This window comes from Pallidibacillus thermolactis, from assembly GCF_025660415.1.
Classification (GTDB): domain Bacteria; phylum Bacillota; class Bacilli; order Bacillales; family Caldibacillaceae; genus Pallidibacillus; species Pallidibacillus thermolactis.
This window is the reverse complement of record NZ_JAOUSE010000012.1, coordinates 23,793-50,034: the sequence shown is the minus strand read 5'-3', so window position 1 is coordinate 50,034 and position 26,242 is coordinate 23,793. Positions and strand designations below refer to the sequence as shown.

Genomic DNA, 26,242 nt, shown 5'->3' with positions numbered 1-26,242 from the left:
TATAAATTGGTAAATACTACATTTAATCCCTAATAAAAAACAATAATACCGATAAACTAACCAAAATAAGGAGAGATACTGTATCCCGTAAATCCCACTTTAACAAACGATATTTCGTCCGTCCTTCTCCACCACGATAACCTCTTGCCTCCATCGCGGTTGCCAATTCATCTGCCCGCTTAAATGCATTAATAAATAATGGAATAAGTAATGGGATGACAGCCTTAGCTCTTGTTGTCAATGACCCTTCAGAAAAGTCAACACCGCGAGCTTGTTGGGCCTTAATAATTTTATCTGTTTCATCCATTAAAGTTGGAATAAAGCGGAGTGCAATTGATAACATAAGGGCTAATTCATGTACTGGAAAACGAAATCTCTTCAATGGATTTAATAAACTCTCTAATCCATCGGTGATCTCGATCGGTGTCGTTGTTAACGTTAATAAAGATGTAAATAATATTAAAAAGAAAAAACGTAAAGAAATAAAAATCCCTTGAATAACTCCGCCCTCATAAATTTTTATAAAGCCCCAACTGACTAATAGTTCTCCTTCTTTAGTAAAAAAAATATGCAATAAAAATGTAAATAAAATTAACCAAAATAAAAAGCGCAAACCTTTAAAAATGAAGGAAAGCTGAATATTCGATAAAAAAATAGCAATTAATGTAAAGGCTCCTAATATTCCGTATGTTATTGAATTATTTGCTAGAAAAACAACAAATATAAATAAAAATACGATGATGAGCTTGGCACGGGGGTCCATACGATGGATTATTGAATCCACTGGAATATATCGTCCAAAAATCATTTTTTCCATCATTGGGTAACACCCCACTTCAAATAAGACAAAATACTTTCAGTCAATTCTTCAATGGATAAATTTGGTTGGTCAGAAATTTGGATTCCTAACCTTTTTTCTAACTTTAATTGGAAACGAATAGATTCTGGTACATCTAATCCTAATTTTATCAATTCTTCAGGCTTATCAAATATTTCACGAGGTGTACCATGCTTGTATACACTTCCCTTATGCATCACAATAATGTAGTCAGCATATTTGGATGCATCTTCCATACTATGGGTTACTAAAACTATTGAAAGCCCATAATTTTTATAAAGGGAATAAAACATCTCCATAATTTCAGTTCTTCCTCTAGGGTCAAGTCCTGCAGTTGGTTCATCTAGAACAAGAACCTCAGGTTGCATAGCTAAAACACCTGCAATTGCAATTCTCCTCATTTGACCACCTGATAAATCAAAGGGGGACCTTTCCAAATATTCCTCACTTAATCCAACAAGTTTTAAAGCTTCTTTTGCACGGAGTTTTGCCTCTTGCTCAGGTACACCAAAGTTCATTGGCCCAAAGCAAATATCTTTTTCAACTGTTTCTTCAAATAGTTGATGTTCTGGAAACTGAAAGACAATGCCCACTTTTTTACGGAGCGCTTTTAAACCTTTTTTCTTTTTATCCGAACGGATCACGAAATCTCCAATTTGGATTTCGCCACCAGTTGGTTGAAGTAAACCGTTCAAATGTTGTAATAGTGTTGATTTACCAGAACCCGTATGACCGATAACTGCTGTATAGCTATGATGAGGAATGGTTATGTTTATATCAATAAGCGCACGTTTTTCAAACGGTGAATTTTTTTGATATGTATATTCTAAATGTTTTGTTTTAATTTCCATATGTAATCCACCAACTTATCTTCGTTTAATATATCTTTTGGAATATCATAACCATTATCTCGTAAACCTTTTACTAATTTAGTTGTAAAAGGAATATCTAATCCTAAACGTATTAACTCTTCATCCATCTTAAAAATATCTTCAGGAAGCCCTTCTCGATATACTTCTCCACGATTCATTACGATAATACGATCTGCTCTAGCAGCCTCTTCCAAATCATGTGTAATGGATATGATCGTCAATTTTTCTTTCTTTTTTAGTTCGCGTACAACATCTAACACTTCACTTCTCCCTCTTGGGTCAAGCATTGATGTTGCTTCATCCAAAATTATTATTCTCGGACGCAATGCGAGGACACTCGCAATGGCCACCCTTTGCTTCTGACCTCCAGATAAATGGTGTGGCTCTTGATCCAGAAAATTGGACATTTTAACTTGTCGTAGCGCCTCATGGACTCTTTCTATCATTTCTTTACGAGGAATCCCGTGGTTTTCTAGACCAAAAGCCACATCATCCTGAACCGTAGTACCAACAAATTGATTATCTGGATTTTGAAAGACCATACCAATAAGATCTCGAATATCCCAAACTAACTCCTCAGATAGTTTTAAATGATGAATATAAATATCTCCTTTTTCTGGAAATAATAATCCATTCATTAATTTTGCAATCGTTGATTTACCTGAACCATTATGACCAACAATCGCTAGCCATTCCCCTTCAAATACTTCAAATGATACATTATTTAAAGCATACGGCGCATCTGTATCGTAACGAAAGGATACATTTTTAAATTGTACAATTTGATTATTCATTTTCATCACCTACTCATTTGGTCAATAATAACGACCAATCTCTGCTCAGCTCATATCTCTCTATCATTCTAAACATTCTTAACGCTAAAGTAAAATTAAATTTCTCTAATAATTATAATAAGAGTACAAATAATTAATAATAAAGTTACATCGAAAATCTCTTAAATAATATACACATAAATCTTTAAAATAAATGATCATATAAAAAAAAGCCTGCACCCTTCCTGTGCAGTACAATAAACTTGTATTCAAATGTAATCGTAGGAAGGGTACTAGAGCTAGACAAAGGTCGAAACCTTTATCGTAACACTCGCTTTTTCCAATTCAATCCCTTAAATGAAATTCTTTTATAGAAAAAGGGCAAATCAAATGCCCTTTTTTAGAAAAACTTTATCTGTTATAAAGTATATTAATCAACAAATTCAATAACTGCCATTGGTGCACCATCACCACGGCGAGGACCCACTTTCATGATACGAGTATAACCACCTTGACGTTCTTCGTATCGTGGGGCAATATCTGCAAATAGTTTTTGTAAAGCGTCTTGGTTTGTATCTTCATTAGCAACTTCTTTTCGAACAAAGGCAGCTGCTTGACGACGTGCATGAAGATCTCCACGTTTACCTAATGTAACCAGTTTTTCAACAACAGAACGTAACTCTTTCGCACGAGCTTCAGTTGTTTCAATACGTTCATTTATGATTAAGTCTGTAGCTAAATCGCGTAATAAAGCTTTACGTTGATCACTTGTACGTCCTAATTTTCTCAAGTTGTTTCCCTCCTTTTTGATGAAGTGAAAAAATCTCTAGTCATCTTTTCTTAATGCGAGACCTAATTCAGCTAATTTGGATTTTACTTCATCTAGAGACTTCCGACCTAGATTCCGTACTTTCATCATATCTTCTTCTGTCTTATTCGTTAGTTCTTGTACAGTATTAATTCCTGCACGTTTTAGACAGTTATACGAACGAACAGATAGATCTAGTTCTTCAATCGTCATTTCAAGAACTTTCTCTTTTTGGTCTTCTTCTTTTTCGACCATAATTTCAGCATTTTGTGCTTCATCCGTTAGATCTACAAAGATATTTAAATGCTCCATTAAAATTTTAGCTGCTAAAGAAATAGCTTCTTTGGGACCGATACTACCATTAGTCCAAACCTCTAAAGTTAATTTATCAAAATCTGCCGATTGACCGATCCGAGTGTTTTCAACAAAATAAGACACACGAGATACCGGTGTATAGATAGAATCAACCGGGATGACACCGATCGGTTGATCATCACGTTTGTTCTCATCTGCGACTTTATATCCTCGACCGCTTTTTGCGGTAATGCGCATACGAAGCTTACCGTTAGCTGCAAGTTCACAAATATGCAAGTCAGGGTTTAAAATCTCGACATCACTGTCATGATTAATATCACGAGCTGTGACGACACCTTCTCCACTCACATCAATTTCAAGTGTCTTCTCTTCTTCGGAATATATCTTAAGAGCTAGATTTTTTAAGTTCAGAATAATTGTAGTTACATCCTCTACGACGCCTTCGAGTGTTGAAAACTCATGTAGTACTCCATCTATTTGAATAGATGTAACAGCAGCACCAGGAAGTGAGGATAGCAGGATACGACGTAAGGAGTTACCCAAAGTTGTACCATATCCGCGTTCAAGCGGTTCTACTACGAATTTTCCATACGTGGCGTCATCGCTGATCTCAACTGTTTCAATTTTTGGTTTTTCAATTTCGATCATTCAAATTTACCCTCCTTCAAAACGTCGAAACCCCGGTAAAAGTAGCGTTCTACCGAAATTCCCCATAGAAAGTATTCCCGTTTGTGCACAACATTCAATTTTCTTTATATTCGTGCATCATATCCCATTATAGACGTACGATGCATATTCTATACACGAAAATTACACACGACGACGTTTTGGTGGGCGGCATCCGTTATGTGGAACTGGTGTCACATCTTTAATAGCTGTTACTTCAAGACCTGCAGCTTGTAGAGCACGAATAGCAGCCTCTCGTCCAGCACCAGGACCTTTAACGTTAACCTCTAATGATCTCATACCATGTTCCATAGAAGCTTTTGCTGCAGTTTCAGCAGCCATTTGTGCAGCGAATGGAGTTGATTTACGAGAACCTTTAAAACCTAGAGCACCTGCACTTGACCAAGAAACAGCATTTCCATGAACATCAGTTATTGTAACAATAGTGTTATTGAATGTAGAACGAATATGTGCTACACCAGATTCAATATTCTTTTTCACACGACGTTTACGTGTATTAGTTTTACGAGCCAATCTAATAAACCTCCTTTACCGATTATTTTTTCTTATTCGCAACGGTTTTCTTAGGACCTTTACGTGTACGTGCATTGTTTTTTGTGTTTTGACCACGAACTGGTAAACCACGGCGGTGACGTAAACCACGGTAAGAACCGATTTCCATTAAACGTTTAATGTTAAGTGATACCTCACGACGAAGGTCACCTTCAACTTTTAATTTATCAACGATATCACGGATTTTATTTAACTCGTCTTCTGTAAGATCACGAACACGAGTATCTTCAGAAACTCCAGCCTCTGCTAAGATTTTTTGAGCAGTTGGTTTACCAATTCCATAGATGTAAGTTAGTGAAATAACAACACGTTTATCTCTTGGAATATCTACACCAGCAATACGTGCCATATTAGTTGCACCTCCTTCGAATTATCCTTGTCTTTGTTTATGTTTAGGGTTTTCACAGATAACCATAACTCTACCGCGTCTTTTTATGACTTTACATTTTTCGCAAATCGGTTTAACAGATGGTCTAACCTTCACTTGCACTACCTCCTTATCAGACGGAGCATTTATTTATAACGATACGTAATTCTGCCTCTCGTCAAGTCATATGGTGATAACTCAACTGTTACTTTATCGCCAGGTAAAATACGAATAAAATGCATACGAATCTTACCTGAGACATGAGCAAGTACTGTATGTCCGTTTTCTAATTCAACTTTAAACATTGCATTTGGTAAAGTTTCGACTACAGTACCTTCAACTTCAATAACATCTTCTTTAGCCATTCAGCTCGTTCCCTCCTCTTCAGTCAAGTACATTACAAAATATTTATATAACGCATAAAGCGTATTACCATTTGTAACTCGACCGCTTTGTACAATACTATTTTAAACTTAGGGGAAACATAAAATCTGTATTGTGTGTGTTATAATATTCTACTAATAGGTGGTCCAACATTCGAAAAACCAATCAAAAACAAAATGACAGAATACATACCGGCATTTTTATCCGTCTATCAAGATTGTTTTGTTCCTCACCCTACATTATGACCTATCTGAGGTAATCCAAACACTACACAAATAAATATTATACAATTAATTACTAACAAATTCACGTAAAAAATGAAATTGTCAAAAGGAAATTTATAACAAATAAATGTTTCTATATAAACTAGAAACATTATTTTAATTTACGTAAATAAGCATCAATATTATCGAAAACTTGATCAATAGGTTGATCACCATCAATAGTGACTAAATAACCTTTTCCTTGATAAAAATCTAATAAAGGTTGCTGTTGTTTTATATTAACTTCTAAACGGTTTTCGACTGTCTCAGCATTATCATCTGCACGTTGATAAAGCTCGCCACCACATTTATCGCACATATTATCCTGTGCAGGTGGATTAAATACAAGATGATAAGTAGCGCCACAAGATTTACAAATTCTTCTACCTGTTAAACGTTTCATTAATATTTCTTTATCAACTTGAATATTGATACAATAATCAATCTTTTTATTTAAATCGGTTAAAATTTGTTCTAAACTTTCTGCCTGATGTACTGTTCTAGGAAAACCATCAAGTAGAAAGCCATTGCTACAATCATCTTTTGATAAACGTTCGCGCACGATTCCAATCGTCACATCATCAGGAACGAGCTCACCTTTATCCATAAAGGATTTGGCTTTCAAACCTAATTCTGTTTCGTCCTTTACTGCTTGACGAAACATATCTCCAGTAGAAATATGAGGGATGTTATATTTTTCAACAATTTTTTCAGCTTGGGTACCTTTACCTGCACCTGGTAAACCCATGAGAATTAAATTCATTTACGATTCCCCCCTAATCAGCCAGGGAAGTTAGGATCTCCTAAAGGAGTCCTAAACCCTAAAGCTATCTTATTTTATGAATCCTTTATAGTGTCGTTTCACTAGTTGGGATTCTAATTGTTTCATCGTATCCAATGCAACACCGATGACAATAAGTAAACTTGTTCCTCCAATTTGAACACTTGCAGGAAGTCCTGCAACGTTGGTAAAGAATACAGGCAAAATCGCGACAACAGCTAAAAATATTGAACCAACAAATGTTAGGCGATATAGCACACCTGTAAAATAATCTTGGGTTTGTTTACCTGGTCTTCTACCAGGTACATATCCACCTTGTTTTTTAAGATTATCTGCCATTTGTTCAGGATTTACTTGAACAAAAGCATAGAAATAGGTAAAGGCAATAATTAAAGCCACATAGATTACCATTCCAAACGGATGAGAATAATCAAACCATTCAATAATCCATTGTGCAACAGCATGATCACGGAAAAAACCAGCGATGGTAGGTGGTGTAATTAAGAATGAAATAGCAAAGATGATTGGAATTACTCCTGCTGAGTTTACCTTTAAAGGAATGTGTGAGGAGTTTCCACCAACTGAACTATTCCCAGCAACACGTTTCGCATATTGAATTGGTATTTTCCGAACAGCTTGTTGTACAAATATGACACCGACGATTATTGCCAAAATTAACAATAAAAGTAGCGCTAAAATAACAATCCGTATAAATAATTGATCTCCTGCATTTGCCAACTGTGATAAATAAATTTGATTAATCATCGATGGTATTGCAGCAACAATACCTGCAAAGATGATAATGGAAATACCATTTCCTACACCTTTTTCCGTAATCGTTTCGCCTAACCACAATAAGAATGCCGTACCTGTTGTTAATACAAGAGCAATTAAAAGATGGTTTCCAAAAGTGCTGTCTTCTATTAACAGTCCACCTGCAATAGCATTGAAACCATAAGACATTGCAAGCCCTTGAACAAAAGCTATGACAACTGTAACATATCTTGTTACTTGTGCTATTTTCTTACGGCCAACTTCACCTTGTTTTCTCCATTCTGTAAGTTTAGGTACAACATCCATTTGCAATAACTGCATAATAATGGATGCTGTAATATAAGGCATAATTCCTGCAGCAAAAATGGAGAAGTTTTGCAAAGCTCCGCCTCCAAATATGTTCAAAACACCAAAAGCACTTTGAGTGCCAAAATTTAGAACCTCTGCATTAACACCTGGTACAGGTACAAATGTACCGATTCGAAAGACAATCAGCATTAATAATGTGAAAATAATTTTTGTCCTTAAATCGCGTACACGCATAAATTTGGAGAAAGTACGGAACATTAAATCACCTCAGTTTGGCCACCTGCAGCTTCAATAGCTTCTTTAGCAGCAGCGGAGAATTTATGAGCTTTTACTGTAAGCTTTTTCTCTAATTTACCATTTGCTAAGATTTTAATGCCGGATTTTTCATTTCTTACTACCCCTGTTTCAATTAATAATTCAGGAGTAACTTCTGTTCCGTCTTCGAAGCGATTTAATGTACTTAAATTTACAATTGCATACTCTTTACGATTAATATTGGTAAATCCACGTTTAGGTAAGCGTTGGAATAGTGGCATTTGACCACCTTCAAAACCAGGTCTTACACCTCCACCAGAGCGGGCGTTTTGACCTTTTTGACCGCGTGTACTTGTTTTACCATGTCCGCTACTTGTACCACGACCTACACGCTTACGGTTTTTACGAGCACCATCGTTTAATTTGAGTTCATGAAGTTTCACTGTTGGCACCTCCTTTTTTGTACTGATAAGAATTATTGTTCTTTTACAGTGACTAAATGTGATACTTTATTTATCATACCACGTATAGCTGGGTTGTCTTCTTTAACCACAGTTTGATGTAATTTACGTAAACCTAAAGCCTTAACTGTATCCTTTTGATCTTGTGGGCGACCAATTGTGCTGCGGGTGAGGGTAATTTCAAGTTTTTTAGCCATGTTTTTCCCTCCTAACCTAACAATTCTTCAACTGTTTTATTACGTAATTTAGCAACATCTTCAGCACGTTTTAAATTTTTAATACCTTCCATTGTTGCACGAACCATATTAATTGGAGTATTTGAACCATGGTTTTTCGTTAAAATATCACTAATACCAGCTAATTCTAGTACGGCACGAACAGGACCACCAGCAATAACTCCAGTACCTTCGTTAGCAGGTTTTAATAAAACTCGACCTGCACCAAAATGACCAATGATCTCATGTGGTATTGTTGTACCAACACGTGGTACTTCAACTAAATTTTTCTTCGCATTTTCTACAGCTTTACGAATCGCATCTGGAACTTCTTGAGCTTTTCCAGTACCGAAACCTACATGACCATTTTTATCGCCTACAACAACCAATGCGGTAAAACGCATACGGCGTCCACCTTTAACAACCTTTGAAACGCGGTTAATTGTAACAACACGTTCTTCAAGTTCAAGTCTTGATGGGTCAATACGACGCATTATTTTCCCTCCTTTTTATTCTAAAATTCAAGTCCTGCTTCACGTGCAGCTTCTGCTAAAGATTGAATACGACCATGGTATAGGTAACCACTGCGGTCAAAAACTACAGATTTGTAGCCTTTTTCAATTGCACGTTTTGCAACCAATTCGCCTACTTTTGCTGCTGCTTCTTTATTGCTTGTAGATTCTAGATTAATATCTTTATCTAAAGTCGATGCACTAACAAGTGTTACACCTTTTGTATCATCGATCAATTGTGCATAGATATGTTTATTTGAACGGTAAACTGAAAGTCTTGGACGTTCAGGAGTACCGGAGATTTTAGCACGAACACGAGCATGTCTTTTCTTACGTACTACATTTTTATCAGGCTTTGTAATCATGTCTGTCACTCCTTTCTAGACCCATTTAGGCTTATTTACCAGTCTTACCTTCTTTACGACGTACATATTCACCTTCATAACGAATACCTTTACCTTTATATGGCTCAGGTGGACGTACCTGACGGATATTCGCAGCAAGAGCACCAACTTTTTCTTTATCGTAGCCTTTTACGACAATTTTTGTGTTTGATGGTACTTCGATTTCTAATCCGGCTTCAGGTGTAAATTCAACAGGATGAGAGTATCCTACGTTTAAAACAAGCTTATTTCCTTGTTTTTGTGCACGATATCCAACCCCGATCAACTCTAGAGCTTTTTCAAATCCCTTGGATACACCTTCTATCATATTCGCTAGATTTGCCCTTGTTGTTCCATGAATCGTACGATGTTCCTTAGAGTCAGAAGGACGAGTAACTGTGATTACGTTATCCTCGATAGAAATGTTCATATCTTTATTAAATTCGCGAGTTAATTCACCTTTTGGTCCTTTTACAGTTACAACATTATCATCATTAACAGTTACTGTAACACCAGAAGGAATTTCAATTGGCTTTTTTCCAATACGTGACATACATTACACCTCCATTCAACAATAGATTACCATACGTAAGCTAATACTTCTCCGCCTACTTTTTGTGCACGAGCTTCCTTATCTGTCAATACACCACTTGATGTAGAGATGATTGCAATACCTAGACCGTTCAATACTTTAGGTACTTCGTCAGCTTTTGCATATACACGTAAACCAGGCTTAGAGATTCTTTTTAGACCAGTAATTACACGTTCATTATTTGGACCGTATTTTAAGAAAATACGGATAATACCTTGTTTGTTATCTTCGATATATTCAGCATCACGAATAAAACCTTCACGTTTAAGGATTTCTACAATATCCTTTTTAAGTTTTGATGCTGGTACTTCTAAACTTTCATGACGTACCATATTTGCATTACGGATACGTGTTAAAAGATCTGCAATTGGATCTGTCATTACCATATATTTTACCTCCTTCCCAACACTGTTTCATTACCAGCTAGCTTTTTTAACACCAGGGATTTGACCTTTATAGGCTAATTCACGGAAACAAATTCGGCATAATTTGAATTTGCGATAAACAGAATGTGGACGGCCACAACGTTCACAACGTGTATATTCTTGCACTTTAAATTTTGGTTTACGCTTTTGTTTCGCGATCATTGATTTTTTGGCCACGATTTCGCCTCCTTTATAGATTGATTACTTTTTAAACGGCATACCTAATTGAGTCAATAGCTCACGAGACTCTTCATCTGTATTTGCAGTTGTTACAATAACAATGTCCATACCGCGTACTTTAGAAACTTTATCGTAATCAATTTCAGGGAAAATCAGTTGTTCTTTAATACCTAATGTGTAGTTACCTCTTCCGTCAAAAGCATTTTTAGAAACGCCACGGAAATCACGTACACGTGGTAAAGATACTGAAACAAGTTTATCTAAAAAGTCATACATCCGCTCACCACGAAGTGTAACTTTACATCCGATTGGCATACCTTCACGTAAACGGAATCCAGCGATTGATTTTTTAGCTCTTGTTACAACTGGTTTTTGACCTGTAATTAAAGTTAATTCTTCAACAGCCATATCTAAGTTTTTTGCGTTCTGAACTGCGTCACCAACACCCATGTTGATAACGATTTTTTCTACTTTTGGTACTTGCATAACAGATTTATAATTGAATTTTTCCATTAAACTTGGAACAATTTCATTTAAATATTTTTCTTTTAGGCGGTTCATAAGATGTACCTCCCTTCTTCACTATGAATTAATCTAATACCGCACCTGATTTTTTAGCTATACGTACTTTTTTACCATCTTCAAATTTATAACTAATACGAGTTGGTTCTCCAGTTTTTGGATCTATAATCATAACGTTAGAAACATGAATTGGAGCTTCCATTTCAATAATTCCACCTTGTGGATTATCTTGAGAAGGTTTTGCATGCTTCTTAACAATATTTACACCTTCAACGATTACACGATCTTTTTTAGGTAAAGCTTTTAAAATAACACCAGTCTTTCCTTTATCTTTACCAGTGATAACTTTAACCTTGTCACCTTTTTTTACATGCATAGTTCGCACCTCCCTGCATGGCATAAAGCATAATTTAGTTACAGTACTTCTGGAGCTAGTGAAACAATTTTCATGAAGTTGTTATCACGTAATTCACGTGCAACAGGTCCGAAAATACGAGTTCCACGTGGGCTCTTATCATCACGAATAATAACACATGCATTTTCATCAAATCGTATATAAGTACCGTCATTACGGCGCACTCCGCGTTTTGTCCGAACAACTACAGCTTTAACGACGTCTCCTTTTTTAACAACGCCTCCTGGTGTTGCAGATTTAACAGTTGCAACAACTACATCACCAATATTAGCGTATTTACGACCAGAGCCGCCTAAAACTTTAATGGTCAATACTTCACGAGCACCTGAATTATCCGCTACTTTCATACGTGTTTCTTGTTGGATCATTACGTTAACCTCCTTTCGGAATAAACACTATTACACTCATTAAATAACAACTGATTTTTCAACGATTTTCACTAAACGGAAACGCTTTGTTGCAGAAAGTGGACGAGTTTCCATGATTTGAACAATATCGCCAATTTTCGCTTCATTTAATTCATCATGAGCTTTATATTTTTTAGAATATTTTACACGTTTACCATAAAGAGGATGTTTCTTATATGTTTCAACTAAAACGGTAATGGTTTTATCCATTTTGTCTGAAACAACACGCCCTGTGTAAACTTTACGTTGGTTGCGTTCACTCATTACCTTACCTCCTCTCGAGCATTAGTTATTTATACCGATCTCACGTTCACGAATAACTGTTTTCATACGAGCAATAGATTTACGAACTTCACGAATACGCGCTGTATTTTCAAGTTGACCAGTAGCCAATTGGAAACGAAGATTGAAAAGTTCTTCTTTTAATGATTTGATCTTTTGTTCAATTTCGGCAGTGGTTAAATCACGGATTTCTTTAGCCTTCATTTACTTCACCACCAATTTCTTCTCTTTTTACAAATTTTGTTTTTACAGGAAGTTTATGTGACGCAAGACGGAACGCTTCACGCGCTACTTCTTCAGAAACTCCAGCAATTTCAAACATAACTTTACCAGGTTTTACTACTGCTACCCATCCTTCAGGAGCCCCTTTACCGGAACCCATACGAACTTCAAGTGGTTTTGCAGTATAAGGTTTATGAGGGAAAATACGAATCCAAACTTTTCCTCCACGTTTCATATAACGAGTCATTGCAATACGTGCAGCTTCAATTTGGCGGTTTGTAACCCAAGATGAACTTTGAGCTTGAAGACCAAATTCACCGAAGTTTACTTCTGTACCACCTTTTGCGCGTCCACGCATTTTTCCGCGATGTTGACGACGATACTTAACACGTTTAGGCATTAACATTGTTATTTTCCTCCTTCCTCGGATTTTTTCTTAGTTGGAAGGACTTCACCACGATAAATCCATACTTTGACACCTAATTTACCATAAGTAGTGTCTGCTTCTGAATGAGCATAGTCAATATCAGCACGCAAAGTATGAAGTGGAACTGTTCCTTCACTATAATGTTCAGCACGAGCGATATCTGCTCCGCCTAGACGACCAGAAACTTGAGTTTTAATACCTTTTGCACCGGCGCGCATAGTTCTTTGAATTGCTTGTTTTTGTGCACGACGGAATGAAACACGATTTTCTAACTGACGAGCAATATTATCAGCAACTAGTTTAGCATCTAGATCTGCTTTTTTAATTTCTACAATGTTGATGTGAACTTTTTTACCAGTTAAAGCGTTTAGTGATTTACGAAGCGCTTCTACTTCTGAACCACCTTTACCGATAACCATTCCTGGTTTTGCTGTATGGATTGTGATATTTACACGGTTTGCAGCGCGTTCGATTTCAATTCCAGATACAGAAGCATCTTTTAGACGGTTTTCAATGTATTCACGTATTTTAATATCTTCATGTAAAAGATCTGCATAGTTTTTTTCAGCATACCATTTGGATTCCCAATCACGGATAATCCCAACACGCATACCAATTGGATTAACTTTTTGACCCACTAACTATCCCTCCTTCTTTTCAGATACCACGATTGTAATGTGGCTAGTACGTTTGTTGATTTGTGAAGCGCGTCCTTGAGCACGTGGACGATAACGTTTCAATGTTGGACCTTCATCAACGAAAGCTTTAGAAACTACAAGGTTATTTACATCCATTTCATAGTTATGTTCTGCATTGGCAATCGCAGATTTAAGCACTTTTTCTACGATCGGAGATGCAGCTTTAGGCGTATATTTTAAAATCGCAATTGCTTCGCCTACTTCTTTGCCGCGAATTAAATCAATTACTAAGCGAGCTTTACGAGGCGCAATACGAACTGTTTTTGCTACAGCTTTTGCTTCCATGGATTTGCCCTCCTCTCATTAACGTCTTGTTTTCTTATCATCAGCAGCATGACCTTTATACGTACGGGTTGGTGCGAACTCACCAAGTTTATGTCCTACCATATCTTCAGTAATGTATACAGGTACATGTTTGCGTCCATCATATACAGCGATAGTATGACCGATAAACGCTGGGAAAATAGTTGAACGACGTGACCATGTTTTAATCACTTGTTTCTTACCACTTTCGTTTAAAGCCTCTATTTTTTTCATTAAATGATCATCTACAAAAGGTCCCTTTTTTAAGCTACGACCCATGAGTGAACCTCCCTTCGTGATTGCCCTACGGTTCTACGTTTGAACCGTAGCCCAATCAGATTATTTTTTACGACGACGAACGATAAATTTATCAGATTTATTATTTTTCTTGCGAGTTTTAAGACCAAGTGCTGGTTTACCCCAAGGTGAAACAGGTGCCTTACGACCGATTGGTGCTCTACCTTCACCACCACCATGTGGGTGATCATTAGGGTTCATAACAGATCCACGAACCGTTGGACGTTTGCCTAACCAACGAGAACGACCTGCTTTACCAATATTAATTAATTCGTGTTGTTCATTACCTACTTGACCAATAGTGGCACGGCAAGCTGCTAAAATCATACGAACTTCACCAGAAGCAAGACGCACTAAAACGTATTTACCTTCTTTACCAAGTACTTGTGCACTTGTTCCAGCAGAACGTACTAATTGTCCACCTTTACCAGGTTTTAATTCTATGTTATGAACTACAGTACCTACAGGGATGTTAGCTAATGGTAAAGCATTACCAACTTTGATATCTGCTTCTGGACCAGACATAATATCTGTACCAACTTTTAATCCCTTAGGAGCTAAGATATAACGTTTTTCACCATCATGATAATGGATTAATGCAATGTTCGCAGAGCGGTTTGGATCGTATTCAATAGTGGCAACGCGTCCTGGTATGCCATCTTTATCACGTTTGAAATCAATTAAACGATATTGGCGTTTATGACCTCCACCTTTATGACGAACAGTGATTCTACCTTGACTATTACGTCCAGCCTTTTTATTTAATGGACGCAACAATGTTTTTTCAGGTTGATCAGTCGTGATTTCACTAAAATCAGAAACTGTCATATTACGACGTCCGTTAGAGGTCGGTTTGTAATGTTTAATCGCCATTATATTTCCCTCCTTTTCTATTAGCTTTACGCATTAAAAATTTCAATTTCTTTACTGTCTTCTGTTAAGGTTACAATTGCTTTACGACGTTTGTTTGTATATCCGGCATATCTTCCCATTCTTTTGAACTTACCTTTATAGTTCATAATGTTTACTTTTTCAACTTTTACACCGAATATTTCCTCAACAGCTTGCTTGACTTCTGTTTTATTAGCTTTTAAGTCAACTTCAAATGTATATTTACGATCGTTTAAAATATCCATTGAACGTTCAGTAATTACGGGGCGCTTGATTACATCACGTGCATCCATTATGCTAGCACCTCCTCTACTTTTTCAACAGCGTCTTTTGTCATGATTAACGTATCATGACCTAATACATCAATAACATTAAACTCATTTGCAGCTACAACTTTCACACCAGGAATGTTACGTCCGGATAAGAACGCATTTTCATTCTCAGCTGAAGTAACAACTAATGCTTTAGAATCTACAGATAAATTCTTAAGAACCGCAACAAAATCTTTTGTTTTTGGTGCTTCAAATTTTAAATCTTCAAGAACAACTAAACTATTTTCTATCACTTTTGAAGATAATGCAGATTTAATTGCTAAGCGACGTACTTTTTTAGGTAACTTATATGCATAACTTCTTGGTACAGGACCGAATACTGTACCCCCTCCGCGCCATTGTGGAGCGCGAATAGAACCTTGACGAGCACGTCCAGTACCTTTTTGTCTCCAAGGTTTACGTCCGCCACCACTTACTTCAGAACGGTTTTTTGTTTTGTGTGTACCTTGTCTAGCAGAAGCGCGTAACGCAATTACTGCTTCAGTCATCACGTGATTATTTGGTTCAATACCGAAAACAGAATCATTAAGTTCAATTTCACCAACTTGTGATCCGGTTTGGTTATAAAGTGTTACTTTTGGCATTCCTTTGTCCTCCTTTCCTATAAGATTATTTTACTTTTACTGCAGTTTTAATTTTTAAGAATGATTTTTTCGGACCAGGAACGTTTCCTTTAATTAAAAGTAGGTTTCTTTCTGGATCTACTTTTACAATTTCAAGGTTTTGGATTGTGATTTGATCTCCACCCATACGACCTGGTAATTTTTTAGATTTAAATACTCTGGCTGGATCTACTGGACCCATTGAACCAGGGCGACGATGGTAACGAGAACCGTGAGACATTGGCCCACGACCTTGTCCGTGACGTTTAATAGAACCTGCGAAACCTTTACCTTTTGAAATTCCTGTTACATCAACAATATTTCCACTTTCAAAAATATCTACTTTGACTTCTTGACCAAGTTCATACTCGTCTACGTTTACATCTCTAATCTCACTGATGAAGCGCTTAGGAGTGGTATTCGCTTTATCTGCATGTCCTTTTTCTGGTTTGTTAGCTAATCTTTCTGGTTTTTCTCCGTAACCTAATTGGATAGCATTGTATCCATCTGTTTCAACAGTTTTCTTTTGAAGAACTACGTTTGGTGATGCCTCAACAACTGTTACAGGCACTAAATCACCATTTTCAAGGAAAACTTGTGTCATACCAATTTTTCTACCTAAGATTCCTTTGGTCATAAGTCACACCTCCTATTGTTTTTATAATTTAATTTCAATGTCAACACCAGACGGTAAATCTAAACGCATTAAAGCATCAACAGTTTGTGGTGTTGGATTAATAATATCAATTAAACGTTTATGTGTACGCATTTCAAATTGTTCACGCGAATCCTTGTATTTATGAACTGCACGTAAGATTGTGTATACACTTTTTTCTGTTGGTAATGGGATTGGGCCACTTACAGAAGCACCAGAACGTTTTGCAGTTTCAACAATCTTTTCTGCAGATTGATCAAGAATTCGATGATCGAAAGCTTTTAATCGAATACGGATTTTTTGTTTTGCCATTATTTTCCCTCCTTTTCGCCTAATTCCAAGACTTCTCCATGAAAATTTCCTGCACACAGGCCATGGCAAAGCGGCCGGGTGTGTCAGCAACCTTTCACTTCATCGCTTTAAAAGTCAACAATAACTATTATACATAAAAGAATAAGTTCATGCAACTTAAATTCCATTATATATAAATAACACGGACTTTTATATTATACATATCTTTTTAGGCGAATTCAATATATACTTTGGCGAATTTAAACTAGCAATGTTTTACATATACATCTTAATACATCTTAATAAAAGAAAGACAGATGAAATTCATCTGTCTTTCTTAATTAGAAATATTTTTTAACTTTAATTATTCAATGATAGATGAAACTGATCCTGCACCTACAGTACGTCCACCTTCACGAATTGAGAATTTAGTACCTTCTTCAATCGCAACTGGAGCAATTAGTTCTACAGTCATTTCTACGTTGTCACCAGGCATAACCATTTCTACACCTTCTGGTAGATTGATTGTACCGGTAACGTCTGTTGTACGGAAGTAGAATTGTGGACGGTAGTTAGAGAAGAATGGAGTATGACGTCCACCCTCTTCTTTCGTTAATACGTAAACTTGAGCTGTAAATTTAGTATGTGGTTTGATAGAACCTGGTTTAGCAAGAACTTGACCACGTTCTACTTCGTCACGTGAAACCCCACGAAGAAGTGCACCGATGTTGTCACCAGCTTCAGCTTGTTCTAGAAGTTTACGGAACATTTCAACACCTGTTACAGTTGTTGTTCTTGCTTCATCAGCAAGACCGACAATTTCTACTTCGTCTCCAACTTTAACTGTACCACGTTCAACACGACCAGTTGCAACAGTACCACGACCAGTGATAGAGAACACGTCCTCAACAGGCATCATGAATGGTTTGTCAGTGTCACGTTCTGGAGTTGGAATATATTCGTCAACTGCAGACATTAATTCAAGAATTTTTTCTTCCCATTCTGCTTCGCCTTCTAATGCTTTTAATGCAGAACCTTTAATTACTGGAATATCATCACCTGGGAAGTCATATTCTGATAGTAAGTCACGAACTTCCATTTCAACTAATTCTAATAGTTCTTCATCATCAACCATGTCACATTTATTTAAGAATACAACGATGTATGGAACACCTACTTGGCGAGAAAGTAGAATGTGTTCACGAGTTTGTGGCATTGGACCATCAGCAGCAGAAACTACTAGAATAGCACCGTCCATTTGAGCAGCACCAGTGATCATGTTTTTAACGTAGTCAGCGTGTCCTGGGCAGTCAACGTGTGCATAGTGACGATTTTCTGTTTCGTATTCTACGTGAGATGTAGAAATTGTAATACCACGTTCTTTTTCCTCAGGAGCTCCGTCGATTTGATCGTATCCACGAGCTTCTGCTTTACCAGATTTTGCTAATACAGTTGTAATAGCAGCAGTTAATGTAGTTTTACCATGGTCAACGTGACCAATTGTACCAATATTTACGTGTGGTTTAGAACGGTCAAATTTTTCTTTAGCCATTAGGATATATCCTCCTTTAATATTCAATAACTTTTTTATTATATGTAGCTGTAAGGAATGGATTAGCCATTCCTACAGCAAAATTAACTTACAATAGTAGTTATACAAGATTCGGTTTATAAAATCAATTATTCACCTTTATTTTTTTTGATAATTTCATCCGCGATTGCTTTTGGAACTTCTTCGAAGTGATCCATAACCATAGTGAATGTTCCACGACCTTGTGTATTGGAACGTAATGATGTTGCATATCCAAACATTTCTGCTAAAGGTACCATTGCTTTAACTACTTGAGCATTACCGCGTGCTTCCATACCTTCAACACGGCCGCGACGGGAAGTAATATCACCCATAATATCGCCCATATATTCTTCTGGAATAACAACTTCTACTTTCATAATAGGCTCAAGAAGAACTGGGTTACATTTTTCTGCTGCGTTCTTTAATGCAAGAGAAGCAGCAACTTTAAATGCCATTTCACTTGAGTCAACATCGTGGTAAGATCCATCATAAAGTTTAGCTTTAATGTCAACTAAAGGATAGCCAGCTAAGACACCATTTTGCATAGCATCTTCTAGACCCGCTTGTACTGCAGGTACATATTCACGAGGAACTACCCCACCAACGATGGCATTTTCAAATTCGAATCCTGCTCCTGGCTCATTAGGAGTGAATTCGATCCATACATGTCCGTATTGACCACGACCACCAGATTGACGAACAAATTTACCTTCAACTTGTGCTGAAGTTTTAAATGTTTCGCGGTATGCAACTTGTGGTGCACCTACATTTGCTTCAACTTTAAATTCACGTTTTAAACGGTCAACGATGATATCTAAATGTAGTTCACCCATACCAGCAATAATGGTTTGACCTGTTTCTTCATCTGTATGTGCACGGAATGTTGGATCTTCTTCTTGAAGTTTTTGTAAAGCTGTCGACATTTTATCTTGGTCAGCTTTTGATTTTGGTTCAATCGCAACATGAATAACTGGTTCAGGAAACTCCATGGATTCTAGAATAACATGATTCTTTTCATCACATAGCGTATCACCAGTAGTTGTATCTTTCAAACCTACAGCAGCCGCAATCTCACCTGAGAATACTTCAGATATCTCTTCACGGTGATTTGCATGCATTTGTAGAATACGGCCAATACGTTCGCGTTTACCCTTTGTTGAATTAAATACATACGAACCGGATTTTAATGTTCCGGAGTACACTCGGAAGAATGTAAGTTTTCCAACAAATGGGTCAGTCATAACCTTAAACGCAAGTGCAGAGAATGGTTCATCATCGCTAGAATGACGTTCAATCTCTTCTTCAGTATCTGGATCGATACCTTTTATCGCAGGAATATCAACAGGTGATGGTAAATAATCAATTACTGCATCTAGCATTAATTGTACACCTTTGTTTTTGAAAGCTGAGCCACATAGAACAGGGAATAATTCAACATTTACAGTTGCTTTACGGATAGCCGCTTTTAGCTCGTCAACTGTAATTTCTTCCCCTTCTAAGTATTTCATCATTAGTTCTTCATCTAAATCTGCAACAGCTTCAATTAATCTCGCACGGTATTCTTCTGCTTGGTCTTTATATTCATCAGGAATTTCTCCTTCACTTATCTCAGTACCAAGATCATTACCGTAGAAATAAGCTTTCATTTTAACAAGATCAATAATACCTTCGAATTGATCTTCTGCACCAATTGGTAATTGAATTGGATGCGCATTTGCTTGTAAACGATCATGTAAAGTTTTAACAGAATATAAGAAATCAGCACCGATTTTGTCCATTTTATTGGCAAAAACAATTCGAGGTACTCCATAAGTGTCTGCTTGGCGCCAAACATTTTCTGTTTGCGGTTCAACGCCAGATTGGGCATCGAGTACTGTTACTGCACCATCAAGAACGCGTAAGGAGCGCTCAACCTCAACTGTAAAGTCTACGTGTCCTGGAGTGTCAATAATATTTACACGGTGACCCTTCCACTGTGCCGTTGTAGCAGCAGAAGTAATCGTAATACCGCGTTCTTGCTCTTGTTCCATCCAGTCCATTTGGGAAGCACCTTCATGTGTTTCACCAACTTTATGGATACGGCCTGTATAGAAAAGGATGCGTTCGGTAGTTGTCGTTTTACCTGCATCGATATGGGCCATAATTCCAATATTACGAGTTTTTTCTAAGGAGAACTCTCTTGGCATCCCTATTTCTCCTTCCATATTAGAGTAATCGTTTTTTATTTTAATATAGTTTTACAAGTAAATTGATTTATAATTTGATTACCAACGATAATGAGCGAACGCTTTGTTAGCTTCAGCCATTTTATGAGTGTCTTCACGTTTCTTAACGGAAGCACCAGTATTATTTGCTGCATCCATAATTTCGTTAGCTAAACGCTCTTCCATTGTTTTCTCACCACGAAGACGAGCGTAATTTACTAACCAACGTAATCCTAATGTAGTACGACGGTCTGGACGTACTTCAACTGGTACTTGATAGTTAGCACCACCAACGCGACGTGCACGAACTTCTAATACAGGCATTACATTTTTTAATGCTTGTTCGAACACTTCCATTGGATCTTTACCCGTACGTTCTTTAATGATATCGAAAGCTGTGTAAAGAATAGTTTGTGCTTTACCTTTTTTACCATCAATCATAATTTTGTTGATTAAACGTGTTACTAGTTTTGAATTATAAATTGGATCTGGTAATACATCTCTTTTAGCAACCGGACCTTTACGTGGCATTCTTTTTTCCTCCTTTCAAAAGTATTTCATATCTTTATCATGAACTACTTTTTTAATATTTAATTTTTTGGTTTTTTAGTTCCGTATTTAGAACGGCCTTGTTTACGATTTTCTACACCAGCAGTGTCTAACGCACCACGAACAATATGATAACGTACCCCTGGTAAGTCTTTTACACGTCCACCACGAATTAGAACAACGCTGTGTTCTTGCAAGTTGTGGCCGATACCAGGAATATAAGCCGTAACCTCGATACCGTTGGATAAACGAACACGAGCATATTTACGTAATGCTGAGTTCGGTTTTTTCGGTGTCATCGTACCCACACGTGTACATACTCCACGTTTTTGTGGTGATGAAACATTTGTTTGAACTTTTTTGAAGCTATTGTAGCCTTTATTAAGGGCTGGAGATTTTGATTTCCCTTTAACTGCTTTACGAGGTTTACGTACTAATTGGTTAATTGTAGGCATTTTATATCCTCCCTTCTTATATTTTTAAGCCCACACATCCAGGTGGTTCATTTTTGGGCAAAAATAATTTGTAGTTTAAAACACTACATTCCACCTAGTTAATTTAGTACAGCAACTGCCGCTGCTCCAACATCAATCCCACATGCTTTACCTAATTTTTTCATAGATTCAGCATATTTGATTGGAACATTTCGCTCTTTTGCCAAATCCTTAATTTCTTGTATAATGTTAGGATCAGCATCCTTGGCGATAATTACAGTTTCAACATCGCCTGATTTTAAAGCTTTTGCTGTTTGTTTTTTTCCAACTACAACTTTTTTATCCTGTTTAACTTTATCATTAGACATTTTACTATCCTCCAAAGCAACAGGTTTTTTGGAATTACCTAAAATATATTAGCATCTTTGTTTTTTAATGTCAACTCGAATTTTGAAAAAGATAAAAAGTTTAGTTGGGGGTTGTCCATAAAGTCACATCTACTAAATTCTTGCAGTTTATCATTGGCAGGCAAATGGTTTGGAATAGCCTTCTCAACATTCTAGCTGAGAAGGTCTAAAGATTCGTATACTTGCTAATCCTAAGAGAATCTTAATACTACATTGTTATCTAAGTTGTCGCCAATTTCCACCACAAATATTTCTTAGGACTTATAGGACAGCCCCTTCTCTATCATTCTACAGTTACCGGTTGTTGTTCCAGTTCTGTATTTACTTTTTTCGTTTCTGCTTTACGGTAAACTTGCATTCCTGTTCCTGCTGGAACGAGTTTACCAATAATGACATTCTCCTTGAGGCCTAGAAGTTCATCAGTTTTGCCTTTAATTGCTGCATCTGTTAAGACACGTGTAGTTTCTTGGAAAGAAGCAGCAGACAAGAATGACTCTGTTTCTAGTGACGCTTTTGTTATACCAAGCAGCACTGGTTTACCCGTCGCAGGTGTTTTACCTTCCAGTAGTGCTTGTTTATTGGCATCAGTAAATTGATGTATATCCATTAGTGTTCCTGGTAATACATCTGTTTCTCCGGAATCGATCACTCTGACTTTGCGTAGCATTTGTCGAACCATAACTTCAATGTGTTTGTCGCCGATTTCAACCCCTTGCATTCGATAAACTCGTTGGACTTCATGAAGCAAGTACTGTTGAACAGCTTCTACATTCGACACCTTTAGTAATTCCTTCGGATCAATTGAACCTTCTGTTAACTCTTGACCACGAGTCACTTGATCTCCGATTGAAACTTTTAACCGAGCTGTATAAGGTGCACTGTAAGTTCTAGATTCAATTGCATTTGTCACAGTGATTTCTTGTTGACGATCTTTACCTTCATTAATTGCTGTGACTTCACCGTCAATTTCTGAAATGATTGCCTGACCTTTAGGATTTCGAGCTTCGAACAACTCTTGGACTCTCGGAAGACCTTGTGTAATATCGTCTCCTGCAACCCCACCGGTATGGAATGTACGCATAGTAAGCTGTGTTCCTGGTTCTCCAATCGATTGAGCAGCAATAATACCGACTGCTTCTCCAACTTCTACCTCTTGACCAGTAGCTAAGTTGTAACCGTAACATTTTTTACAAATTCCGTGACGAGTATTGCAAGTAAACGCGGAACGAATCCATACTGATTCAATTCCTGCTTTTCCAATTTCTTTCGCAATGTCTTCAGTAATTAATTCGTTTTGCCTTACAATGATTTCGTCTGTTTCAGGATGACGAACTGTCTTTCTTGCATATCTTCCAACTAGACGTTCTTCAAGTGCTTCAATAACCTCTGTTCCATCATAAATGGCAGAAACTTCAATACCACGGTCTGTACCACAATCCTCTTCACGGACAATCACATCTTGTGCAACATCGACAAGTCGTCTCGTTAAGTAACCTGAGTCGGCTGTCTTAAGCGCCGTATCAGCAAGTCCTTTCCGAGCACCGTGCGTAGAAATAAAGTATTCCAATACTGTTAGCCCTTCACGGAAACTTGATTTAATCGGTAATTCAATGATATGTCCGGAAGGATCTGCCATGAGTCCCCGCATACCCGCTAACTGTGTAAAGTTCGATGCATTACCACGGGCACCTGAATCACTCATCATATAGATTGGATTCAGCCTATCCAGTGACTTCATCAATCTTTCTTGGATACGGTCCTTCGCCGCACTCCATATTGATATCACTCGATCATAACGTTCATCGTCCGTGATTAAACCTCTACGGAATTGTTTTAAAACATTATCAACTTTCACTTGAGCTTCGTCTAAAATAGTGTTCTTTTCATCCAAAACGACAATATCCGCAATACTGATCGTAATACCTGATTTCGTTGAATATTTAAATCCTAAATCTTTCATGCGGTCAAGCATTTTCGATGTTTCAGTAATTTTGTATCGCTTAAATACAGCAGCAATAATCTTACCTAAATACCCTTTCTTAAATGGTGGTATTAGTTCTTTTGAAGCTATTGCCTCTTTTACATTTTCAGTCGGTGAAATAAAGTATTTCTCCGGAGTTGCCTCTTCAAGATTTTCCCTTGTCGGTTCGTTAATATATGGGAATGACTTTGGTAAGATTTCATTGAAAATCAACTTACCAATTGTCGTTATTAATAATTTCTTATTTTGTTCTTCAGTAAAGGTTGGATTGTTGAGAGATCCAGCATGTACAGCAACACGAGTGTGTAAATGTACATAACCATTTTGATAGGCGATTAACGCCTCTTCACGATCTTTAAACACCATACCTTCACCGATCATACCTTCACGTTCAAGAGTTAGGTAATAGTTCCCTAAAACCATATCCTGTGATGGTGTTACAACCGGTTTTCCATCTTTCGGGTTTAAAATGTTTTGTGCTGCAAGCATGAGTAAACGTGCTTCTGCTTGTGCTTCAGCAGATAATGGTACGTGTACAGCCATTTGGTCTCCATCAAAGTCCGCGTTAAACGCAGTACATACAAGTGGATGAAGCTGAATAGCTTTTCCTTCCACTAACACAGGTTCGAACGCTTGGATACCTAATCTGTGAAGTGTAGGTGCACGGTTTAACATTACTGGATGTTCTTTAATGACTTCTTCTAAAACATCCCAAATTACAGGATCTAGACGTTCAATTTTACGTTTAGCTGATTTAATATTATGGGCTAACCCTTTTTCTACCAATTCTTTCATTACGAATGGCTTAAATAGTTCAATTGCCATTTGTTTTGGTAGGCCGCACTGATACATTTTTAAACTCGGACCAACAACAATTACGGAACGACCAGAATAGTCAACACGTTTACCAAGTAAGTTTTGACGGAATCGGCCTTGTTTTCCTTTTAGCATATGAGACAAGGATTTTAAAGGGCGATTACCAGGTCCAGTGACAGGTCGACCACGGCGACCGTTATCAATTAATGCATCAACCGCTTCTTGCAACATGCGTTTTTCGTTTTGAACAATAATACTAGGTGCACCAAGATCTAATAGACGTTTTAATCGATTATTACGATTAATCACACGACGGTATAAATCGTTTAAATCAGATGTGGCAAAGCGGCCACCATCTAATTGCACCATTGGTCGTAACTCAGGTGGAATTACCGGTAATACTTCTAAAATCATCCATTCTGGTTTGTTTCCAGAATTACGGAATGCTTCAATAACTTCTAATCTTTTAATTGCACGAGTTCTTCTTTGACCTTGTGCTGTTTCTAACTCTTCTCTTAATGTAGCACTTTCTTTTTCTAAATCAATGTCTTGCAGCAGTTTTTTAATTGCTTCTGCTCCCATGCCAGCTTGGAATTTATTGCCATACTTTTCACGATAGGAGCGATATTCTTTTTCAGACAATAGTTGTTTTTTCTCTAAAGATGTATTTCCCGGTTCAGTTACTACATATGAAGCAAAATAAATTACTTCTTCTAGTGCACGAGGTGACATATCAAGAACTAAGCCCATTCGGCTTGGTATCCCTTTAAAATACCAAATATGAGACACTGGTGCCGCTAGTTCAATATGTCCCATTCTTTCACGACGTACTTTTGAAAGAGTAACCTCAACACCACAACGGTCACATACAACACCTTTATAACGTACACGTTTATATTTTCCACAATGACATTCCCAGTCCTTTGTAGGACCAAAGATGCGTTCACAGAACAAACCATCCTTTTCGGGTTTTAATGTACGATAGTTAATGGTTTCGGGTTTTTTTACTTCACCATAGGACCAAGAACGAATTTTATCGGGTGAAGCAAGACCAATTTTCATATATTCGAAATTATTTACGTCAAGCAAGGGGCTGACCTCCTTTAATCGTAAGGGTTTATCCCGTGAGCATAAATAAATGAAAGAAGAAAAACCCAATAGACAAATTCTTAGAATCTGTACATATTG

At 37.1% G+C, this 26,242-nt stretch carries 38 protein-coding genes; all 38 read right to left on the bottom strand.

From position 1 onward, the window contains the following. Window positions 1–22: 22 nt before the first annotated feature. The 38 genes from OEV82_RS06285 to rpoC all read right to left on the bottom strand — a co-directional run bounded on the left by OEV82_RS06285 (window position 23) and on the right by rpoC (window position 26,143). The gene (locus OEV82_RS06285) at window positions 23–820 is read right to left on the bottom strand and encodes an energy-coupling factor transporter transmembrane component T family protein (RefSeq protein ID WP_173658772.1); all 798 of its coding nucleotides are present in this window, start codon (window positions 818–820) and stop codon (window positions 23–25) included. Next, entirely contained in the window at window positions 817–1,689 is an 873-nt protein-coding gene (locus OEV82_RS06280; protein WP_173658774.1) for an energy-coupling factor ABC transporter ATP-binding protein, read from the bottom strand. The genes OEV82_RS06285 and OEV82_RS06280 overlap by 4 nt, the downstream gene beginning before the upstream one ends. Continuing rightward, the gene (locus OEV82_RS06275) at window positions 1,665–2,504 is read right to left on the bottom strand and encodes an energy-coupling factor ABC transporter ATP-binding protein (RefSeq protein WP_173658776.1); all 840 of its coding nucleotides are present in this window, start codon (window positions 2,502–2,504) and stop codon (window positions 1,665–1,667) included. Before OEV82_RS06275 ends, OEV82_RS06280 begins: the two co-directional genes overlap by 25 nt. 409 nt (window positions 2,505–2,913) lie before the next feature. Further along, the gene (gene rplQ, locus OEV82_RS06270; RefSeq protein WP_173658778.1) at window positions 2,914–3,273 is read right to left on the bottom strand and encodes a 50S ribosomal protein L17; all 360 of its coding nucleotides are present in this window, start codon (window positions 3,271–3,273) and stop codon (window positions 2,914–2,916) included. Between the two features lie 36 nt (window positions 3,274–3,309). Then, a complete protein-coding gene (locus tag OEV82_RS06265) occupies window positions 3,310–4,254 on the bottom strand; it encodes a DNA-directed RNA polymerase subunit alpha (RefSeq protein WP_173658793.1) in 945 nt (314 codons plus the stop codon). Window positions 4,255–4,416: 162 nt separating this feature from the next. Further along, window positions 4,417–4,806 (bottom strand): 30S ribosomal protein S11, encoded by a 390-nt coding sequence (gene rpsK / locus OEV82_RS06260; RefSeq protein WP_033827266.1) that lies wholly within the window; start codon window positions 4,804–4,806, stop codon window positions 4,417–4,419. 22 nt (window positions 4,807–4,828) lie between these two features. After that, a complete protein-coding gene (rpsM, locus tag OEV82_RS06255) occupies window positions 4,829–5,194 on the bottom strand; it encodes a 30S ribosomal protein S13 (RefSeq protein ID WP_173658848.1) in 366 nt (121 codons plus the stop codon). Window positions 5,195–5,215: 21 nt separating this feature from the next. Continuing rightward, on the bottom strand, window positions 5,216–5,329 hold the full coding sequence (rpmJ, locus tag OEV82_RS06250; RefSeq protein WP_161920944.1) for a 50S ribosomal protein L36: 114 nt from the start codon (window positions 5,327–5,329) through the stop codon (window positions 5,216–5,218). Window positions 5,330–5,358: 29 nt separating this feature from the next. Then, window positions 5,359–5,577: a translation initiation factor IF-1 gene (gene infA / locus OEV82_RS06245; RefSeq protein WP_173658850.1), complete on the bottom strand. Its 219-nt coding sequence runs from the start codon at window positions 5,575–5,577 to the stop codon at window positions 5,359–5,361. A 394-nt stretch (window positions 5,578–5,971) separates the two neighbouring features. Continuing rightward, window positions 5,972–6,622: an adenylate kinase gene (locus OEV82_RS06240; RefSeq protein ID WP_263061344.1), complete on the bottom strand. Its 651-nt coding sequence runs from the start codon at window positions 6,620–6,622 to the stop codon at window positions 5,972–5,974. 69 nt (window positions 6,623–6,691) lie between these two features. Further along, window positions 6,692–7,981, bottom strand: a complete 1,290-nt coding sequence (secY, locus tag OEV82_RS06235; RefSeq protein ID WP_173658854.1) for a preprotein translocase subunit SecY — start codon at window positions 7,979–7,981, stop codon at window positions 6,692–6,694. Next, the gene (rplO, locus tag OEV82_RS06230; RefSeq protein ID WP_173658856.1) at window positions 7,981–8,421 is read right to left on the bottom strand and encodes a 50S ribosomal protein L15; all 441 of its coding nucleotides are present in this window, start codon (window positions 8,419–8,421) and stop codon (window positions 7,981–7,983) included. Before rplO ends, secY begins: the two co-directional genes overlap by 1 nt. Window positions 8,422–8,453: 32 nt before the next feature. After that, complete coding sequence (rpmD, locus tag OEV82_RS06225; RefSeq protein ID WP_173658858.1) at window positions 8,454–8,636, bottom strand: 50S ribosomal protein L30; 183 nt, start codon at window positions 8,634–8,636, stop codon at window positions 8,454–8,456. Window positions 8,637–8,647: 11 nt separating this feature from the next. Then, window positions 8,648–9,148, bottom strand: a complete 501-nt coding sequence (rpsE, locus tag OEV82_RS06220; protein WP_173658861.1) for a 30S ribosomal protein S5 — start codon at window positions 9,146–9,148, stop codon at window positions 8,648–8,650. 20 nt (window positions 9,149–9,168) lie between these two features. Further along, window positions 9,169–9,531, bottom strand: a complete 363-nt coding sequence (rplR, locus tag OEV82_RS06215) for a 50S ribosomal protein L18 (RefSeq protein ID WP_173658863.1) — start codon at window positions 9,529–9,531, stop codon at window positions 9,169–9,171. 31 nt (window positions 9,532–9,562) lie between these two features. Next, window positions 9,563–10,102, bottom strand: coding sequence for a 50S ribosomal protein L6 (rplF, locus tag OEV82_RS06210; RefSeq protein ID WP_173658865.1), 540 nt, complete (start codon window positions 10,100–10,102; stop codon window positions 9,563–9,565). Window positions 10,103–10,128: 26 nt separating this feature from the next. Next, the gene (gene rpsH / locus OEV82_RS06205; RefSeq protein WP_173658868.1) at window positions 10,129–10,527 is read right to left on the bottom strand and encodes a 30S ribosomal protein S8; all 399 of its coding nucleotides are present in this window, start codon (window positions 10,525–10,527) and stop codon (window positions 10,129–10,131) included. A 30-nt stretch (window positions 10,528–10,557) separates the two neighbouring features. Then, complete coding sequence (gene rpsN, locus OEV82_RS06200; protein ID WP_003348599.1) at window positions 10,558–10,743, bottom strand: 30S ribosomal protein S14; 186 nt, start codon at window positions 10,741–10,743, stop codon at window positions 10,558–10,560. A 24-nt stretch (window positions 10,744–10,767) separates the two neighbouring features. Further along, window positions 10,768–11,307 carry a 50S ribosomal protein L5 gene (gene rplE / locus OEV82_RS06195; RefSeq protein WP_173658870.1) on the bottom strand — a complete coding sequence of 180 codons (540 nt, stop codon included), beginning with the start codon at window positions 11,305–11,307 and terminating at the stop codon, window positions 10,768–10,770. Window positions 11,308–11,335: 28 nt separating this feature from the next. Next, window positions 11,336–11,644, bottom strand: a complete 309-nt coding sequence (gene rplX, locus OEV82_RS06190) for a 50S ribosomal protein L24 (protein WP_173658872.1) — start codon at window positions 11,642–11,644, stop codon at window positions 11,336–11,338. A gap of 38 nt (window positions 11,645–11,682) precedes the next feature. Further along, complete coding sequence (gene rplN, locus OEV82_RS06185; protein WP_173658874.1) at window positions 11,683–12,051, bottom strand: 50S ribosomal protein L14; 369 nt, start codon at window positions 12,049–12,051, stop codon at window positions 11,683–11,685. Window positions 12,052–12,090: 39 nt separating this feature from the next. Next, a complete protein-coding gene (rpsQ, locus tag OEV82_RS06180; protein ID WP_173658876.1) occupies window positions 12,091–12,354 on the bottom strand; it encodes a 30S ribosomal protein S17 in 264 nt (87 codons plus the stop codon). Between the two features lie 21 nt (window positions 12,355–12,375). Continuing rightward, entirely contained in the window at window positions 12,376–12,576 is a 201-nt protein-coding gene (gene rpmC / locus OEV82_RS06175; protein ID WP_161920929.1) for a 50S ribosomal protein L29, read from the bottom strand. Further along, complete coding sequence (gene rplP, locus OEV82_RS06170) at window positions 12,566–13,000, bottom strand: 50S ribosomal protein L16 (protein WP_173658878.1); 435 nt, start codon at window positions 12,998–13,000, stop codon at window positions 12,566–12,568. The genes rpmC and rplP overlap by 11 nt, the downstream gene beginning before the upstream one ends. Window positions 13,001–13,002: 2 nt before the next feature. After that, complete coding sequence (gene rpsC / locus OEV82_RS06165; protein ID WP_263061343.1) at window positions 13,003–13,659, bottom strand: 30S ribosomal protein S3; 657 nt, start codon at window positions 13,657–13,659, stop codon at window positions 13,003–13,005. 3 nt (window positions 13,660–13,662) lie between these two features. Further along, window positions 13,663–14,004: a 50S ribosomal protein L22 gene (gene rplV / locus OEV82_RS06160; RefSeq protein ID WP_263061342.1), complete on the bottom strand. Its 342-nt coding sequence runs from the start codon at window positions 14,002–14,004 to the stop codon at window positions 13,663–13,665. 18 nt (window positions 14,005–14,022) lie between these two features. Continuing rightward, the gene (rpsS, locus tag OEV82_RS06155) at window positions 14,023–14,301 is read right to left on the bottom strand and encodes a 30S ribosomal protein S19 (protein ID WP_173658884.1); all 279 of its coding nucleotides are present in this window, start codon (window positions 14,299–14,301) and stop codon (window positions 14,023–14,025) included. A 60-nt stretch (window positions 14,302–14,361) separates the two neighbouring features. Continuing rightward, the gene (gene rplB / locus OEV82_RS06150) at window positions 14,362–15,192 is read right to left on the bottom strand and encodes a 50S ribosomal protein L2 (RefSeq protein ID WP_173658886.1); all 831 of its coding nucleotides are present in this window, start codon (window positions 15,190–15,192) and stop codon (window positions 14,362–14,364) included. Between the two features lie 26 nt (window positions 15,193–15,218). After that, on the bottom strand, window positions 15,219–15,506 hold the full coding sequence (gene rplW / locus OEV82_RS06145; RefSeq protein WP_173658894.1) for a 50S ribosomal protein L23: 288 nt from the start codon (window positions 15,504–15,506) through the stop codon (window positions 15,219–15,221). Continuing rightward, the gene (rplD, locus tag OEV82_RS06140) at window positions 15,503–16,126 is read right to left on the bottom strand and encodes a 50S ribosomal protein L4 (protein WP_263061341.1); all 624 of its coding nucleotides are present in this window, start codon (window positions 16,124–16,126) and stop codon (window positions 15,503–15,505) included. Before rplD ends, rplW begins: the two co-directional genes overlap by 4 nt. A 25-nt stretch (window positions 16,127–16,151) precedes the next feature. Next, on the bottom strand, window positions 16,152–16,781 hold the full coding sequence (gene rplC, locus OEV82_RS06135; RefSeq protein ID WP_173658890.1) for a 50S ribosomal protein L3: 630 nt from the start codon (window positions 16,779–16,781) through the stop codon (window positions 16,152–16,154). A 21-nt stretch (window positions 16,782–16,802) separates the two neighbouring features. Next, the gene (gene rpsJ, locus OEV82_RS06130; RefSeq protein ID WP_173658892.1) at window positions 16,803–17,111 is read right to left on the bottom strand and encodes a 30S ribosomal protein S10; all 309 of its coding nucleotides are present in this window, start codon (window positions 17,109–17,111) and stop codon (window positions 16,803–16,805) included. Between the two features lie 343 nt (window positions 17,112–17,454). Next, on the bottom strand, window positions 17,455–18,642 hold the full coding sequence (gene tuf / locus OEV82_RS06125) for an elongation factor Tu (protein WP_263061340.1): 1,188 nt from the start codon (window positions 18,640–18,642) through the stop codon (window positions 17,455–17,457). 128 nt (window positions 18,643–18,770) lie between these two features. Further along, window positions 18,771–20,849 (bottom strand): elongation factor G, encoded by a 2,079-nt coding sequence (fusA, locus tag OEV82_RS06120; RefSeq protein WP_263061339.1) that lies wholly within the window; start codon window positions 20,847–20,849, stop codon window positions 18,771–18,773. A gap of 78 nt (window positions 20,850–20,927) precedes the next feature. Continuing rightward, complete coding sequence (rpsG, locus tag OEV82_RS06115) at window positions 20,928–21,398, bottom strand: 30S ribosomal protein S7 (RefSeq protein WP_173658512.1); 471 nt, start codon at window positions 21,396–21,398, stop codon at window positions 20,928–20,930. A gap of 59 nt (window positions 21,399–21,457) precedes the next feature. Continuing rightward, a complete protein-coding gene (rpsL, locus tag OEV82_RS06110) occupies window positions 21,458–21,871 on the bottom strand; it encodes a 30S ribosomal protein S12 (RefSeq protein ID WP_263061338.1) in 414 nt (137 codons plus the stop codon). Between the two features lie 98 nt (window positions 21,872–21,969). Next, window positions 21,970–22,218 carry a 50S ribosomal protein L7ae-like protein gene (locus tag OEV82_RS06105; protein WP_263061337.1) on the bottom strand — a complete coding sequence of 83 codons (249 nt, stop codon included), beginning with the start codon at window positions 22,216–22,218 and terminating at the stop codon, window positions 21,970–21,972. A 322-nt stretch (window positions 22,219–22,540) separates the two neighbouring features. Further along, a complete protein-coding gene (gene rpoC / locus OEV82_RS06100; RefSeq protein WP_263061336.1) occupies window positions 22,541–26,143 on the bottom strand; it encodes a DNA-directed RNA polymerase subunit beta' in 3,603 nt (1,200 codons plus the stop codon). Window positions 26,144–26,242: the final 99 nt, after the last annotated feature.

Coding starts and splice junctions, on each gene's coding strand:
- OEV82_RS06285 (WP_173658772.1), bottom strand. CDS start 820: ATGATGGAAAAAATGATTTTTGGACGATATATTCCAGTGGATTCAATA.
- OEV82_RS06280 (WP_173658774.1), bottom strand. CDS start 1,689: ATGGAAATTAAAACAAAACATTTAGAATATACATATCAAAAAAATTCA.
- OEV82_RS06275 (WP_173658776.1), bottom strand. CDS start 2,504: ATGAATAATCAAATTGTACAATTTAAAAATGTATCCTTTCGTTACGAT.
- OEV82_RS06265 (WP_173658793.1), bottom strand. CDS start 4,254: ATGATCGAAATTGAAAAACCAAAAATTGAAACAGTTGAGATCAGCGAT.
- rpsM (WP_173658848.1), bottom strand. CDS start 5,194: ATGGCACGTATTGCTGGTGTAGATATTCCAAGAGATAAACGTGTTGTT.
- infA (WP_173658850.1), bottom strand. CDS start 5,577: ATGGCTAAAGAAGATGTTATTGAAGTTGAAGGTACTGTAGTCGAAACT.
- OEV82_RS06240 (WP_263061344.1), bottom strand. CDS start 6,622: ATGAATTTAATTCTCATGGGTTTACCAGGTGCAGGTAAAGGTACCCAA.
- secY (WP_173658854.1), bottom strand. CDS start 7,981: ATGTTCCGTACTTTCTCCAAATTTATGCGTGTACGCGATTTAAGGACA.
- rpmD (WP_173658858.1), bottom strand. CDS start 8,636: ATGGCTAAAAAACTTGAAATTACCCTCACCCGCAGCACAATTGGTCGC.
- rpsE (WP_173658861.1), bottom strand. CDS start 9,148: ATGCGTCGTATTGACCCATCAAGACTTGAACTTGAAGAACGTGTTGTT.
- rplR (WP_173658863.1), bottom strand. CDS start 9,531: ATGATTACAAAGCCTGATAAAAATGTAGTACGTAAGAAAAGACATGCT.
- rplF (WP_173658865.1), bottom strand. CDS start 10,102: ATGTCACGTATTGGAAAAAAGCCAATTGAAATTCCTTCTGGTGTTACA.
- rpsH (WP_173658868.1), bottom strand. CDS start 10,527: ATGGTAATGACAGATCCAATTGCAGATCTTTTAACACGTATCCGTAAT.
- rplE (WP_173658870.1), bottom strand. CDS start 11,307: ATGAACCGCCTAAAAGAAAAATATTTAAATGAAATTGTTCCAAGTTTA.
- rplX (WP_173658872.1), bottom strand. CDS start 11,644: ATGCATGTAAAAAAAGGTGACAAGGTTAAAGTTATCACTGGTAAAGAT.
- rplN (WP_173658874.1), bottom strand. CDS start 12,051: ATGATCCAACAAGAAACACGTATGAAAGTAGCGGATAATTCAGGTGCT.
- rpsQ (WP_173658876.1), bottom strand. CDS start 12,354: ATGAGTGAACGCAACCAACGTAAAGTTTACACAGGGCGTGTTGTTTCA.
- rpmC (WP_161920929.1), bottom strand. CDS start 12,576: ATGAAGGCTAAAGAAATCCGTGATTTAACCACTGCCGAAATTGAACAA.
- rplP (WP_173658878.1), bottom strand. CDS start 13,000: ATGTTAATGCCTAAACGTGTTAAGTATCGTCGTCAACATCGCGGAAAA.
- rplV (WP_263061342.1), bottom strand. CDS start 14,004: ATGGAAGCAAAAGCTGTAGCAAAAACAGTTCGTATTGCGCCTCGTAAA.
- rpsS (WP_173658884.1), bottom strand. CDS start 14,301: ATGGGTCGTAGCTTAAAAAAGGGACCTTTTGTAGATGATCATTTAATG.
- rplB (WP_173658886.1), bottom strand. CDS start 15,192: ATGGCGATTAAACATTACAAACCGACCTCTAACGGACGTCGTAATATG.
- rplD (WP_263061341.1), bottom strand. CDS start 16,126: ATGCCAAAAGTAACACTTTATAACCAAACCGGATCACAAGTTGGTGAA.
- rplC (WP_173658890.1), bottom strand. CDS start 16,781: ATGACCAAAGGAATCTTAGGTAGAAAAATTGGTATGACACAAGTTTTC.
- rpsJ (WP_173658892.1), bottom strand. CDS start 17,111: ATGGCAAAACAAAAAATCCGTATTCGATTAAAAGCTTTCGATCATCGA.
- tuf (WP_263061340.1), bottom strand. CDS start 18,642: ATGGCTAAAGAAAAATTTGACCGTTCTAAACCACACGTAAATATTGGT.
- fusA (WP_263061339.1), bottom strand. CDS start 20,849: ATGCCAAGAGAGTTCTCCTTAGAAAAAACTCGTAATATTGGAATTATG.
- rpsG (WP_173658512.1), bottom strand. CDS start 21,398: ATGCCACGTAAAGGTCCGGTTGCTAAAAGAGATGTATTACCAGATCCA.
- rpsL (WP_263061338.1), bottom strand. CDS start 21,871: ATGCCTACAATTAACCAATTAGTACGTAAACCTCGTAAAGCAGTTAAA.
- OEV82_RS06105 (WP_263061337.1), bottom strand. CDS start 22,218: ATGTCTAATGATAAAGTTAAACAGGATAAAAAAGTTGTAGTTGGAAAA.